This is a genomic window from Glaciecola sp. MF2-115 (assembly GCF_047250385.1).
Taxonomy (GTDB): Bacteria; Pseudomonadota; Gammaproteobacteria; order Enterobacterales; family Alteromonadaceae; genus Glaciecola.
The window spans coordinates 29,361-44,278 of the sequence record NZ_JBLBVM010000054.1; the positions used below are offsets into that span (position 1 = coordinate 29,361).

The following is a 14,918-nucleotide window of genomic DNA, read 5'->3' on the forward strand; positions in this document are numbered from 1 at the left end:
ACTAAGTTACTCTGAGTAGTCTGCGATAACGCCTTAAAAACCAAAACAACCATGGCCATAAGAAAACTGATGTGACGACTGGCCACAGGAAGTCAAACCTGAACTGCACACCCGTTAACCAATATTGTAACCAGTAAACAAGCATGTGATAAAGCATCGATAAAACGAAAATCATAATGGCTTGCTGCACCACACTGTAATTTCGAAAACGTTGATAGTTAGCCGCCACGAGATAAACGGGGATGGCTAGCGCAAAACTATGCACGCCTAAAGCTGTGCCATATAGTGCGTCTAGTGCAATGCCGCACACCGCGGTTGTACCAATGCTAACTCGATTAGGTAAGGCCATTGTCCAGTAACATAAAAGCAATAATAGCCAATCGGGGCGATAGACATCAACAAACGCTGGCATTGGCATAATTTGCAGCACAAGTGCGACAATGATGCTCGCTGGAATGACAGTTTGATTCAACTTCACTGTGCAGCCTCGGTATTCTCTTCTTGCGGTTCGTCACTTAACACTTCGTCTGGCGCAATAGCCCCAGTAGGTGCAGACTCTTCAGGCCAAAGAAGTAATAAATATTTGATACGATCTAATTTTGCCAATGGCGTTGCAATAACTTCTGCGAACGGTCGGCTTTCGTTGCGCACAATTTTTGAAATTGTCGCTACGGGGTAACCCTCAGGGAAAATTTCACCTAAGCCCGACGAAACAAGCACATCCCCCTCACGAATATCAGCGCTGTGGGGAACATGTTGAAGCTGCATTGCATCTAAATCTCCACCACCCACTGCAATAAAACGCACGTTGTTGCGTTCAATCCTGACTGGAATGGCATGAGTTACATCAGATATCATTAATACACGGCTGTTGGTAGTACCAACTTCAGATATTTGACCAACAATACCGCTATCATCCAGCACTGACTGACCTAAGAAAACGCCATCAATTGCGCCTTTGTTAATCACAATTTGATGACTATAGGGATTTGTATCGACCGCCATGAGTTCAGTGATCATTTTATGCATGCTATCGCGCACCGGCGCATCGAGTAATTTTCGCAAGCTTTTATTTTCTTGTTCTAATATACGAAAGCGCTGAAGCTGCTCACTCATCAAGGTAATCTGATTAGTTAGCTCTTCATTATCTCTGAGAAGTTGTTGGCGAGAACTGAATCGTTCGGCGCTCCAGCTGAGCATTGCACCTGGAAGGTTAGCAATGTATTGAAGCGGGCTTACAAATGAATTTAAATAAGTTCTTGCCGTGGCAAAGCTGTCAACTTTGGTATCTATTAACATAGCACTTAGTGATAGCACTAAAACAATGGCTAACCTGGTGCTTAAACTTGGACCACGAGCAAAAACTTCATTCATATTTGGACAAGACTAACGCCAACCTTTATTCATAACTGAATAAATCGCCACCATGTAGATCAATCATATCGAATGCTTTACCACCGCCACGAGCAACACAAGTAAGTGGGTCGTCAGCAATAACAACTGGAATACCGGTTTCTTCCATTAGCAAGCGATCGAGATCTTTCAATAATGCACCACCGCCTGTTAACACCATTCCGCGCTCAGAAATATCTGAGGCTAATTCAGGTGGTGACTGCTCAAGGGCAACCATAACAGCACTAACAATACCCGATAATGGCTCTTGTAAGGCTTCTAAAATTTCGTTGCTATTTAGAATAAATCCACGAGGCACACCTTCTGCAAGGTTACGTCCGCGCACTTCGATTTCTTTTACTTCCTCACCTGGATAGGCAGTTCCGATTTCGTGCTTAATTCGTTCTGCTGTTGCTTCACCAATCAGTGAACCAAAGTTTCTGCGAATATAGTTAATAATCGCTTCGTCGAACTTATCACCACCGATTCTTACCGATGAAGAATACACGACACCATTTAGTGAAATGATGGCAACTTCGGTAGTACCACCACCGATATCGACCACCATTGAACCTGTTGCTTCAGACACAGGCAGTCCTGCACCGATAGCTGCGGCCATAGGCTCATCAATTAAGTAAACTTCACGAGCGCCAGCACCAAGCGCAGATTCACGAATTGCGCGGCGTTCAACCTGAGTTGATCCACATGGTACGCAAACTAGCACGCGAGGACTTGGTCTTAAGAAGTTATTGTCATGTACTTGTTTAATAAAATGCTGAAGCATTTTTTCTGTGACGTAAAAGTCGGCTATAACTCCGTCTTTCATCGGACGAATTGCTTTGATGTTACCTGGCGTTCTACCAAGCATCTGTTTCGCGTCGTGACCAACCGCCGCAACACTTTTCGGACCACCTGCGCGTTCTTGACGTATAGCCACTACTGAGGGCTCATTTAGAACGATGCCTTGATCCTTTATATAGATCAGCGTATTTGCCGTGCCCAAATCGATCGAAAGATCGTTTGAGAACATGCCTCGCAGCTTTTTAAACATGGAATGCCTTTACGTTATTTTTGTTGTTTTATATGCCGGCCAATTCAGTATGGGAAATGAACGAGCGTGCACTAATAACAGGATTATAGGGATAATCCCGTAACTTTACCAACGCCTTGTCATAAGGGCAAGTAATGCATTTATTAATTCGTTATCGATGGTGATTCTTAAGTACTTTTATTCATCGAATATTAGTCAAAAACTTCACGCCAATGAATAATTCGGTCGTTTCCACGATAAATACCGAAAGTCGCCACAGCCGATGGATCATCATCGTAAGTACCGTCGTTATCCCAGTCATATTTCAACCAATCATAAGCTTCATAAGCCACGCCTACTTCACCTTGGTTACCAGTACCTGTTGCCTGTAACTCAATGGCTGAATTTTTACCGGAAACAAACTTACCTGTGCCGCCAATGACTGCCGTTAATGCCGGATCGAGGCTGATATTGGAAAGCGTAATTTTACCAGCGTCGTAGCTCGTGCAATTATCAGTCGGCGTAGCAATAAAGTTAGTACCGTCAAAATGTTCAATTTCCATTGTTTGTGGGAAATTAGACGTTTCTGGCCCAAAGCTATTTTGCACCACTAAGCGACCATAGCGGATTTCAACTCCCGTTGGTGAAGCATTAGCTGTAGTGGTAGCGTTTACGTTGTCCGAATCAACAATAGAGGCCGTGGCAAAGTCAATATCCGAAGTAAATGGAGCAACTATGGCGTTCGCAGAACGGTTGTAATAAAAATTATCGGCATCTGACAATTGATAATGCAATACGCCTCTTGGTAACGCAACGACACCCGGTAAAGCCGTTAAGTCATTTTGACTCAAGGTACCTGTATTCATATTCGCCGTGAGAGTGAGGTTTGTGCTATCGACGCCTAGCGCAACTTGATCTGCAGTAGGCGTTGTTATGCTCACATCACCAGCGCTTAGCTTCATATAGTCATTCGCGCTACCTTGACTGTCCTGATAGTAATTTCTGGTGATATTTCCTTGTTTGTTATAAGCCGTAATCGCAAGTACTGGGTTGGTCAAGTATGAAATTGCACCAAGTGTATTTGTCGCTTCGTCCCTTTGCCCGCTATAAGCTGCGTATGCGATCGTCGAATCACATTTCGCATGCAGAAAGCCATCGCTAACCACAGTTTGTTTAAAGTGCTCTGGTATGAATCGACCTATATTCACTGCCGTTGATGGCACCACAATACTGACATTCCCATAGTTGCTATCTTGAATATCAAGATTGAGCAAGCCCACTTCTGAGTAGTAAGCAGAGCTGAAAGTAGATACGCCTGAACTGAATCCACTCAATGTAACATCTTGGAAAGTCGGGCTTGTGCTAGAAGACATGGTTGCTCCACTCGCATAAGTTAAATCACCATCAACGCTGCCACTCAATAGTGGACCAGTGCGCTCTAGCCTGAATTGTATTTGACCTGGCGAGTAATTACTGGTCACAACCCCAAGACTATTGAGTGCTGTCACTGTAAATTCGAAGTTTTCACCCGCTTTATGTGTTGCACTTGCCGTCGCGTTTGCACCGTTCAATGCTGTTGCACCTGAAGTGGCCGTCACCACCAGCTCGGCAGGACTCACCCAAAATGAAGAGCTTGTTCCTGATAAATCAATGCCACCTTCACTATAATCAGCATGCAAACGAATTTGACCGGCGTCGTTATAAAGGGCAGCTGGAATAGTTGCAATACTATCTGCGCCAAAATTTAAGGTTGTAGTCGTGCTGCCGGGATATTTCGCAATGTCATTGCCATCAATACTAAAACTGAGGCCGCCTGTGCCACTAGGACCTACATTCTCTTGTGACATTTCAATGGATTTATCACCGCTGAACAATCCTTCACATACGCCGTTGTTGTTCCTAACTGCTTGTATCCGAATAGGAAAACTGGTGCCTGCAATCTGGTTTGAAATCGTTTCGTTAGTTCCTGAATTACCATCCAAGAAGCGGAAGCCTGCATCGGCGAAAACCATATCACAACTGGTTGTAGTGCCATCGAAGCAGACGGTTGCACTGTTTGGTGCAATCGACACATTCGGTAAAGAGAAGGTAACCGTTTCTGCCACAGTATAAGGGATACTTGCCGTACCCGAGCCCACAAAAGTAATACTGTCTGTGACCGTCGTCGATCCTGTGGCGCTGAGATCAACAGTTACAGCATCGGTACTCAACGTACAAGAACCATCGTAAGCATTCGTGCAGGCTTGAATTGTGACTTGTTCGGCAGAACACGTTAATCCTTGCCCATCGTGAATGATTTGATAATGATCAATTACCGAGGGTGTTACACAATCTCCAAAACTGACTTTGCCACCGAGTGCACCATGGCGCAGAACTTCATAGCCCGCAGCAGGTGCTGCTGAAGTACGGATATCATTCGCAATAGAAACTTCTAAATAGTCGCCCCCACCTCGTTCAAAGAAAATAGCCTCTACCTCGAAAACTGAATCCTGACTCAAGGTGAATGAACCACCGGTATTCGAATTTCCGGTAGGCTGCTCAAATCTAAGTTCGTTGCTCGCTCCAGCAGAAGAGCTTCCAAACTTAGTGAACGAAACCGAATCGCCACTTAGCCTGTTCATAACAAAACTAAAGCCATCATCACTTTCAACGTAAATAGTATAAGTACCCGCTGGAAGACTGAATGTGCCTGAAGTAAAAACAAGAAAATCAGTATCGCCTACACCAGCACTTGCACCTGGATAAGGCAAAGAGCCGTTATAATCATGTTCTGACCCGCCAAAGTCGATGCGATCAGCTGCACTTGAGCCGCTGGCCGATACATTATAAGTACCGCCGCCAATAAGTCCTGTGGCAGGTGAACCTGCAGCAAGCCAAGCACTATGAATATCTAAAGCTTCCGTTGTGTTATTTATTTGCGTATTACTGCCACTACCATTGATTCTAACGCCAACTGAATTAAGAGTACCCGCAGTTGTGCCACAAGAAGTTTCACATTCGATAACAGCACGAGTGCTTGCATCATAATTATTTCCTGCCAGCTCATTTTGATAGATACTATCAATTTCACTATCACTAAGTTTGACATTGAATATTTTGAATTCATCTAACTCGCCTTCCAGAGCTTGCGCGCTGCTAAAGCTACCGCCAAATGAATCTTGTTCTTGACCAATAATAACTGCATTTGAATTACTAACAGACAGCACACCTGTACTTGAACTGTTGTCACAATCTTGCTCAGCACCATCGACGAATAAACATATATCGCTACCAATTCTAGTTACCGAAATATGGTGCCAATTATCATCTGTTAGCTGTATGCCGCTGGTTAATTCTTTGGAGTTATTTCTTACTTTAACGACAACGATATTGTCATTTTTTAAATGTATTTCCAGCTCATCGTCGCCTGCGTCTGCCCCTAAAGCTTGGAAGATGGCTTGTTGTGCTTTTGAGACTGATGTCTTAAGCCAAAACGCCACTGAAAAGTCATCTAAACCGTCAACGACGGTATTTGGCACTTCAACCCAATCAGAGGTTCCGCTCGTAGTTAGATCCAGTGATTGGTTAATAGTGGCATTATTTGAAGCGGGTGGTATACCGTTTGAGTTACCATTAAAATTACCGCTTTCATCCGTGACATCACCATTCGTCTCATCATAAGTACAAATATCAAAGCGGTATTCGAGTATGGGCTCTGGCGTGCCACAGCGATGCGTTTCTGCCATAATGCTTTGAATCTGCGATGTGCTTAACGCGCTTTCAAATACTCTCACTTCATCAATGAAGCCATGAAAGTTGTATGCAGTAGAATTAACAACTCCTCCAACGCGCATCTCAGAGTTGACATAAGCATTGGTGTTGTTTGGTAATTCACTATATTGCTGCAGATTTTGCTCGACACCATCGATAAACAGACGGTTTTGAGAAGCATTTCCGTTTGTAAATTCGGCGGTAATATGATGCCAACTATTGGCTAGGCCTGCGCTTGATGTCCCTAACAAATCGTTATTCCAAGTATTAAACCCGATGAGGTTACTCACCATCCAAATATTGTGGAAATTCCAACCTATCGGCATGACACTATTAGTACCATCCCAATACATCCAGAAAGTGACCGTAGTTTTTACCCCGTCCGTTGTGGTATCGAGAGGGAGTCCAGTGACTTGAATCGAGCCCGCGGTTTGGCTAGCATAGCCACAAGTACCGGGGTTACCGGTGATTGCAGCTAGCGCGTCAGCTGGGCTAGAGTTGCTAACGACAGTGGCATTATGGCCATTGCCAGTATTATCTAGGATTTCGCCAGCTGTGCCATTCCAAGTTTCTTCTTCAAATCGATACTCTAGTAAAGTGTCTGGAAGTTGACATGAGCGAGCACTGCCGTCGTAGTTTCTACCCGCATCTTGGTTATCATAAATTTGAGTGATTTCAGCGGCAGAAATAGCTTCATCGAATATCATAAGTTCATCAAGCAAGCCATTAAAGGCTTGGGCAGAATCAAAGTTACCGCCAACACTGTCTTGCTCTTGCCCTAACACTAAGCTTTGAATTGTTAATGGAGCAGTTGACTGAGTAACGCAACCTTGTAGAACCTTATCTCGATATAAACAACTTTGCGAGCCAGACCGTGTCCACACCAAATGGTGCCAATTATTATCTCCGATGTTAGAAATATCGATCTGGCCATTATTTCTATCCTTTAGGTATGGCAAGAATCGGCTAGAGTTTGTAAACCAAAATATTAAATCGTTGACGCTACCTGAAGTTGCGCCTGACATTAGTGACTGAGACCCTGTTTTAGCTGTTTTCATCCATAGTGAAACACTAAAATCAGTTTCACTATTTAGTACGTCTTCGTCCAGAATAACGTAGTCACCTGTGCCACCTGCGCTAAGATCAAGCGCGTTACACATTTTACCACTGGTTGGCTGTGATGATTTCGCTCGGCCATTAAATCCACCAAGACTGTCGATGACTTCACCATCAACATCATTATATTCCAACTCATCAAAACGATAATCGGCTTTATGAGATGAAATTTGTTGTGCTAAAGCATTTGAATTTATTGAAGCAATGATAATCAGGCTCATCGCCACGACCTTTATACTTTCAACACTGATTTCCCATATACTTCTCATTACTTAATTCTCCTGCATCGCATCGACCGAAACGGTACGGTTTACGACAACTCCATCAAATCCACAACTTCCAGTGCTTGAGAAACGATAATAGCGATAATCAGTGCCATTGAAGTTAATGTCTGTTGTGGTACAGCTTGCAGTAAATTGGCAGGATTGAAATCCCGAAATTGTTGAAAACGAAGCGGGGCTATTGATTACTTGATTACATAGCTGAGGTCCAGTTCCGAGCGGAAAAGCGACCATTGCTACCTCTTGAACTCCCGATTGTGCTGCGTTTTTAGCGCGCACACCATAAACTTCATACAGCACTGAATTTGAAGAAGTGCTGATCATACTAACCAATGTGCCAGCCAATAAGGCCAGTACGATTATGGCAAATAGAGCCATGACAATCATACTGCCAGTTTGCTTCTTTGCGAAACTGTAGTGACGACTTTTATTGGCTAGAAGGTGCTTGCCCTGTAATTTGGTGACACTTTTATTAGGGGACATTAGGTATATGTATCTCCTGAACAAAAGTCATGTACTCACCATCTCGGGTGAATATTAACTGAGTTTGCGTGTAAGCATTTCGTCGCAATGAGGCATCGACAACGCGAAAAGGATTTTGGCTGTTAGCTGGCGCTGAATTGGGATTTGCACTGAGTTGATTGGCTAAATTCTCCGCCATGAGAACGCCGCCACTGGTAAAAGCAGTTTGCGTCGGTGCAACACTTGATTCATGGCGATAAAGTGCATTGTTTCTAACACAATAATTGACTGTTGAATTGGCAATGTACATACGTTTCGCTGGGCTGGCTTGCTCGAACGCGCCATCGAGCGTTAACTGAACAACGCCGTCGCTATCGTCGTCGCTTGAACATGAACTGTCTGCACCATCATCGCTACAAGCAGTAATAAGTTGAATTCTGTCGCTAGAAGCGGAATACACATCGTCTGTTGTTGTTGGATAAACGACCGCATAATCATTATTCACGCTCGGTGTGAAAACATTACCATTTATATCCTGCATTTCTATAACATCCATTTCACGATCAGCAGTAGGGGTTAATGGCACTGAAAGATAAAAAGTACTCCATTTGATTGGCACGAATTGCAAGCAGTGAACGCCGGCATTTCCTGTAAGTCGCACTGAATTTGGGACGGCATCAGCAATTTCGCGATTAAGGCGCTCAACGGCGAAACTACCTTCGCGTAGCAAGCGCTCTCGTTCACTAGTGTCTATGAAAATTTGAGTAGATGAACGGATGAAACGAGTGATGCCCACTGAAACGATTGCTAATACAACTAACACCATGACTAACTCAATCAAGGTAAAACCGCGTTTTTTAGTTAAGTTCGACGTCAAGTAAGTCATTAGAAGTTACCCTTGACGCTGGTCATTGTAATGCGCTCGCCGCCAGGTGTTGTAATCACTACAGTGATTAATTTTCTGTCCGCAGTTAAGGTGCCTGTATCTAAGTTGCCGTCTTGGTCGAGGTCATCATCGTTGATACCATCAAGGTTCTGATCATAAAACACCGATACTTGTGCTTGAAAACCTTCATAAATGTTGATGCCATTCACATTAGTCGTTAAACCAAGTGAATTCAAAATCCCAGAGCCTGAGACACTCAAACCATTGTAATCGTCAACATCATTATAAGAATCCCGAGACTCCCCTGACTCGGCGCCGAGATTACTGCTAGTAGTACAAGCAGTTCCCTCATTGCAACGCACCATACCGCCTACTTGATTCGAGTTTTGATCGAAGGCTTTCGCTAAAATTTCATTGCTAAGAGACTGGCCGAGCGATGCGGCTCGCACTTGCCAGATGGGGTCGATGCCTTTCTTTACTTGCGGCTGCAAAAAACTAACAACTAAAACTAAAGCGATAGCAAATATGACAATGCCTACCACTAATTCGATGAGCGTAAAGCCTTGCTGAACCCTCAAGAGCGCACCATTATTGTTTGAACGATTTTGCTGATAATTAGCAGGCATGAATAAACCCTTCGGATTCAATGCATACTTGTGCCGTCGAAATACCGGTAAATGAGACTGTGCATGTTGAACTGCAATTCGACACTGAAGTTACCGGAGAACCAAACGAATTGAAATGAATACCACTGATCGCAGTTGTACCATCTACCGCAGTCATTGTGACACTGGCATCTATCATTTCTGATGCTGAAGTTCTTAGAAACTCAGGAGAAGTAAAATCGATGGCAGTATTACAATTGGCGATATTGTTTGATGTAGCAAAACCACTTGTCGTTGGTCCAAATGCAACTTGCGAACTTGTGCTAACGAAGTTGATTTGATGACAAAATCCAGTACGAGAATCTTGCATCGCTCGAATTTGCATATTGCGTAGTACGGAGATTAGTCTGTTTTGATAAGTGTATTCAGAATAGCCGCTTGCGCCGCTAAATTTGGGAATAGCAAAGACTGCTAATATGCCGAGGATCACCATCACAATAATAAGCTCAAGGAGGGTAAACCCGCCTTGAGCTTTAATATGTTTAGGTAATGATAATCGCCACAACATAGTTGTCAGAATAAGACTGACTTAGCAGCCTGTTTCGACAGTAGTAATTGCTGGAGCAGCATTAGCAGCAGCGTTTGTGTAACGAATGAAACAGTTGCCGGCTTCTACTTGACCACTAAAAGTAATGATAAAGTTATCAACCGGTGTTGAAGCGTTGATTACATCAAAATCACCTGTACTTAGGTCTAAGAAGGTCGCAACGTCAGCTACGTCTTCAATAACTAGCGCATTTGGGTAACCATTAATCGTTGATACTGTGTTACCTGTGCTTACTGTCACGTCAACTGCAGTAGATGAGTTTTGCACACCAGCGATAGCTGCTTTTGCGTAAACTAGCTGTGATGCACCTTGTAACGCAGCTTTAACACCTTGAAGGGTTTTAGCACGCGCATCTGACTGTAAGTCAATAAAACGAGGAGCTGCAGTTACAGCTAGGATGCCAAGGATCACTATAACGATGATTAACTCGATAAGTGTGAAACCTTTTTGCTTGTTCATTTGGTTTTTCATAATAATTCCTTCAAAGTGGATGTTTCTATTAAATTTTAAAAAGTCGTATAAGTTGTAAAATAAATTGAGTAATACCTAGTCATTTAGTTATTACTAAACACAATCACCTGACCTATCCTTGGGTCATAAACAAAGCCGTTACCTACACCCGTGGTAGTCGGCTCATTAGTGTTGTTCTTAACGGTTTGGGTTAAGTAATAATGACAAACATCATTACCGGCCGTTCCCGCGTTCTCATTCACATTAGTGAAGTATCGAAAATCTCTTACTGCCTGCGCACTCCAAGTAGAAGTAATGGTTGGCGCGCTTTGCATAATTAGGTTGAAGATGCTCTCGCAATCTAAGCGAGTCATGCTGTCGTCTTCAGTACTAGCGTCATTGTTCAATTGGCCCGTTGGATAACCCGTGTCGCTATCAACACCAATCAAAATACCTTCAATAGTGACAAAGCTTAAATCGTTGCCATTATTGTCTTGTGGACGAGCTTCAATTTCCCACTGTGCTCGCACAAGGCCAACACCCGTAGCGAATCCACCGGCCACACCTTCAACAGTTGCATCTTCAGCGTCTTTTGGCACATCTAAGAAGCGAGGTATTGCGGTCGCTGCTAATAGCCCAAGAATGACAACAACGATGACCAGTTCTATTAAGGTAAAGCCTTGTTGTTTCATATTGTTACGCGTTGCCATGATGTCTCCTGCAATTTTTGTTCAATGTGCGCTTAATGTTTATTCATATTACACAATATAAACTGTGCAAAATATTCACTTAAAACAGATTTCCTGTTCCAAGATGGTATTCAATTTTCTGACCCATGCGTCTGTAACTACATATATCGACAAACTCACCAGTGTCATTAATATATTCTTGTTCTAAAAGCTCTACATCAATGCCTAATTGCTGCATGATATTTACTTCAAGCTCTAGTCCACTCACCTCAACCAATACATCGCCGGCGAATATGTCTAAGAAAGCACGACATGATTCCTCCGATGGTTTTAGTGCTGGCCAACCTTTTGCGTTCATTAAAACGCGTTCTGGTCGAGTCGACTCATAAAGTATCGACTCAGGTCGACCTTCGTATTGCCACTGCCAATGCATTTGGACTAAACCTTCCTGCATTGCCGACTTTAAACTATCAAATCCTACTTTTTCCCATGGTTCGCTGTTCTCACCCAACAAGCTTTTATATAAGCCTGTTGCAATCACCATACCGACGATAAGCGCCGCCAGGAATCGAAACAGTTTGCTAGACATTATTTGCCTTGCACCACGCTCATCATGTCCCACATTGGTGTGAATATGCCTAAGGCTAAAATCAACACCATACCTGCAACAATCGAAATCAAGATGGGTTCTATTTTTGAAGTTAAACCTTTTAAGTCGTATTCAACTTCGCGCTCATAGAACTCAGCGACTTCTTTTAATAACTCGTCAACTCGACCTGTTTCCTCGCCCACATTAATCATTTGCATAACCAATGGTGTAAACAAGCCGCTTGCCATTGCTACACGAGATAAATTTTCACCTTTTTCAATTCGCTGACGCATATCGATAATGGCTTTACTCATGTAACTGTTGCTAACTGCATCAGCAACTAAATTTAAAGCGGTTGTTAGTGGTACGCCCGACTTGAGCATCATTGCAAAGCTTCTCGCGAAACGTCCTAACAATGAGCGTTCAATAATCGAACCCACTAATGGAACCTCGAGTTTTAATTTATCCCATTTATACCGCCCTTGTTTAGTATCAAGATAACGCGATGTTATGAAAATACATACGATAATGACGATAATCATGACCCACCATTTGGTCATGAAGAAGTTTGACATTCCTATTAAAAACAAGGTCATAGCGGGCAATTCAGCATCGAATTTTTCAAACATTCCGGCGAATACGGGGATCACGAATATGTTCATTACAATGAGGGCAATCACCAAGGCAATCACGACAAACATCGGATAACGGGTTGCAGCTTTAATTTGTTTACGTGTCTCTTGCTCTCTTTGAAGGTATTCCGCCAGCTGTTTAAAAGCATCATCCAAGTGACCTGTGTTTTCACCCACATGCACTACGCTTACAAACAGTTGGTTAAATATTTTTGGGTGTTGAGCAAGCGCGGATGATAAATTACGACCGCGTTCGAGTTGCTCGATGATGTCGGTGAGTGCAAGTCGCATACGTTTTGAATTTGTATTCGACAATCCAGCAACCGCTCTAATAATCGGTATACCCGCTTTAGCTAAAGAATACATTTGGCGCGAAAAAACCACCAAATCATCGATACTGACTTGCGGAGTCAGAAAGTTGATCTCACTTGATTTTTTCTGCGTCCCAGCTTTGCTAGCAAGTACTTGGATGTCAATAGGCACGATATTTCTTGCCATTAACATCTTCGCCGCTGTCATCGCATCGTTAGCGTCAATCATGCCGTCAACCAGGCTTCCACCCGACTCACGTCCTTTGTAAGCAAAAGAGGCCACTAGTTGTCATCCTCAAGTGATAATCCTGAGCCACTAAAACCTTTCTGTAAACTGCCTTTCACTTTTGAAGGTGCTGTCTGCTCAGGTTGAGGTGCTAATTCATGCGGAACGTCATCCTCTATATGATGCTCAATATCTTCATCATCATTTGAATCAGCAACCATTTCGACTAATTTCAATACTTCATCAATACTTGTGATACCTTCTTTGGCATACAATAAAGCTGAATGAGCCAAAGGCTTATACTCTGGGCTTAGTTTAGCGGCCTCAGAGAAAGCATTGGTATCGTTATTTTTCAATGCATTCATCATTGCTTCAGTCATTTCAAGCAACTCAAATACACCTACTCGCCCTCGATATCCGGTGTGGTTACATTTTTGACAACCTGCACCTTTTTTAAATGTTGCATCTGAAATATCTTCATTGAGTGTTTTTAGCCAAAACTCAGCTTCACTCGATATTTTTTCGTCTACACAGCAGTTATCACAAATACGTCTCACGAGTCGTTGCGCAATAATTGCGCGTAGGGAACTCGCCACCAAATAACCTGGTGCGCCCATATCTAGTAAGCGAATAGCACTGCTGATACTGTCGTTAGTGTGCAAAGTAGAGAGCACTAAGTGACCCGTTAATGCGCCTCGAAGACCAATTTCCACTGTTTCTTTGTCACGCATCTCACCAACCATGATGATATCGGGATCTTGTCGAAGCGTTGTTCTAAGTACTTGTGAGAAGGTTAAGTCAATTTTGTGATTAACCTGCACCTGATTAATACGTGGTAAACGATATTCAACCGGGTCTTCAACTGTAATGATTTTAGACTGTGGTTTGTTGAGTTCACTGAGTGAGCCATACAAGGTAGTTGTTTTACCAGAACCTGTTGGACCAGTAACCAATATCATGCCATGTGGGCGTTGCAGTAGTTTTCTGAAGCGTTTCACAATACTAGGCGGCATACCCGTTTGATCGAGCGTTAACACACCTTGAGATTGATCAAGTAAACGCATAACAACCGATTCACCGTTTTGTACTGGCATAGTGGATACACGCACATCTATAGCGCGACCTTTTACTTTAACTTGAGCTCGCCCGTCTTGTGGCAAACGTTTTTCTGAAATGTCTAAGCCAGACATTAATTTAAGTCGAAGTACCAAGGCTGCGGCGATATTGCGTTCTGGGATAACCGTCTCTTGCAACTGACCATCAACACGCTGACGAATGCGTAATTGCTTTTCTTCTGGTTCAATATGAATATCTGAAGCTTTTGCCATAACAGCATCTTCGAATATCGAATGAAGTAGTTTTGCGACTGCAGTATCTTGCTCGCCATCTACGCCAATATTTAATTCGAAGTCTTGTGAGTCGTCATACTCTTCTGCTAACTCTTGTGCAAAAGAAGCAATTTCTTCTGTTTTACGATAGAAGTTTTCGTAGGCTGCGAATAACTGAGTTTCACTCACTACCGCAACTTCAATCGGTTTAGGCAAACGGTTGCTAAGATCATCTACCGCATTAATATCACCTGGATCACTCATACCTACAAGCAATCTATCGCCTTTGTCGTCAAGTACTAGGGCACGATATCGGCGTGCTTGAATCTCCGGAAGAAGTTTTACTGCTTCAGGATTAACACGGTAATCATCAATTTTTATTAATGGTACATTTAAATGAGTAGACAACAATTCTAGCAACTGATCTTCTGTCACCATATTCAGTGCGATCAAGGTTGCCCCTAATTTTCGCCCTGATTGACGCTGTTCTGACAAAGCGGTTTTTAACTGCTCATCATTAATTAAATTATTTTGGACTAATAAGTCACCTAATCGAATTTTCAT

13 protein-coding genes are annotated in these 14,918 nt (G+C 43.0%); all 13 read right to left on the reverse strand.

The genetic code is table 11. The features are described 5' to 3' along the window. Nucleotide 1: 1 nt before the first annotated feature. The gene (gene mreD, locus ACKLNX_RS12100) at nt 2-478 is read right to left on the reverse strand and encodes a rod shape-determining protein MreD (protein WP_411692573.1); all 477 of its coding nucleotides are present in this window, start codon (nt 476-478) and stop codon (nt 2-4) included. Further along, nucleotides 475-1,374 (reverse strand): rod shape-determining protein MreC, encoded by a 900-nt coding sequence (gene mreC, locus ACKLNX_RS12105; protein WP_412972535.1) that lies wholly within the window; start codon nt 1,372-1,374, stop codon nt 475-477. Before mreC ends, mreD begins: the two co-directional genes overlap by 4 nt. Before the next feature lie 25 nt (nt 1,375-1,399). Continuing rightward, nucleotides 1,400-2,443 carry a rod shape-determining protein gene (locus ACKLNX_RS12110; protein ID WP_411692571.1) on the reverse strand — a complete coding sequence of 348 codons (1,044 nt, stop codon included), beginning with the start codon at nt 2,441-2,443 and terminating at the stop codon, nt 1,400-1,402. A gap of 191 nt (nt 2,444-2,634) precedes the next feature. Then, nucleotides 2,635-7,557 (reverse strand): DUF6701 domain-containing protein, encoded by a 4,923-nt coding sequence (locus ACKLNX_RS12115; RefSeq protein ID WP_412972536.1) that lies wholly within the window; start codon nt 7,555-7,557, stop codon nt 2,635-2,637. A 3-nt stretch (nt 7,558-7,560) separates the two neighbouring features. Continuing rightward, the gene (locus ACKLNX_RS12120) at nt 7,561-8,052 is read right to left on the reverse strand and encodes a type II secretory pathway component (protein ID WP_412972537.1); all 492 of its coding nucleotides are present in this window, start codon (nt 8,050-8,052) and stop codon (nt 7,561-7,563) included. Further along, on the reverse strand, nt 8,042-8,917 hold the full coding sequence (locus tag ACKLNX_RS12125; protein ID WP_412972538.1) for a type II secretion system protein J: 876 nt from the start codon (nt 8,915-8,917) through the stop codon (nt 8,042-8,044). Before ACKLNX_RS12125 ends, ACKLNX_RS12120 begins: the two co-directional genes overlap by 11 nt. Beyond that, a complete protein-coding gene (locus tag ACKLNX_RS12130; RefSeq protein ID WP_412972539.1) occupies nt 8,917-9,543 on the reverse strand; it encodes a type IV pilus modification PilV family protein in 627 nt (208 codons plus the stop codon). The genes ACKLNX_RS12125 and ACKLNX_RS12130 overlap by 1 nt, the downstream gene beginning before the upstream one ends. Beyond that, nucleotides 9,533-10,090 (reverse strand): Tfp pilus assembly protein FimT/FimU, encoded by a 558-nt coding sequence (locus ACKLNX_RS12135; protein ID WP_412972540.1) that lies wholly within the window; start codon nt 10,088-10,090, stop codon nt 9,533-9,535. Before ACKLNX_RS12135 ends, ACKLNX_RS12130 begins: the two co-directional genes overlap by 11 nt. 21 nt (nt 10,091-10,111) lie before the next feature. Then, complete coding sequence (locus tag ACKLNX_RS12140) at nt 10,112-10,600, reverse strand: prepilin-type N-terminal cleavage/methylation domain-containing protein (protein WP_412972541.1); 489 nt, start codon at nt 10,598-10,600, stop codon at nt 10,112-10,114. Nucleotides 10,601-10,683: 83 nt separating this feature from the next. Beyond that, nucleotides 10,684-11,289, reverse strand: a complete 606-nt coding sequence (locus ACKLNX_RS12145; RefSeq protein WP_411692564.1) for a type IV pilin protein — start codon at nt 11,287-11,289, stop codon at nt 10,684-10,686. A 79-nt stretch (nt 11,290-11,368) separates the two neighbouring features. Then, entirely contained in the window at nt 11,369-11,857 is a 489-nt protein-coding gene (locus ACKLNX_RS12150) for a hypothetical protein (RefSeq protein WP_412972542.1), read from the reverse strand. Further along, nucleotides 11,857-13,083 (reverse strand): type II secretion system F family protein, encoded by a 1,227-nt coding sequence (locus ACKLNX_RS12155; protein WP_411692562.1) that lies wholly within the window; start codon nt 13,081-13,083, stop codon nt 11,857-11,859. Before ACKLNX_RS12155 ends, ACKLNX_RS12150 begins: the two co-directional genes overlap by 1 nt. After that, nucleotides 13,083-14,918, reverse strand: coding sequence for a GspE/PulE family protein (locus ACKLNX_RS12160; RefSeq protein ID WP_412972543.1), 1,836 nt, complete (start codon nt 14,916-14,918; stop codon nt 13,083-13,085). The genes ACKLNX_RS12155 and ACKLNX_RS12160 overlap by 1 nt, the downstream gene beginning before the upstream one ends.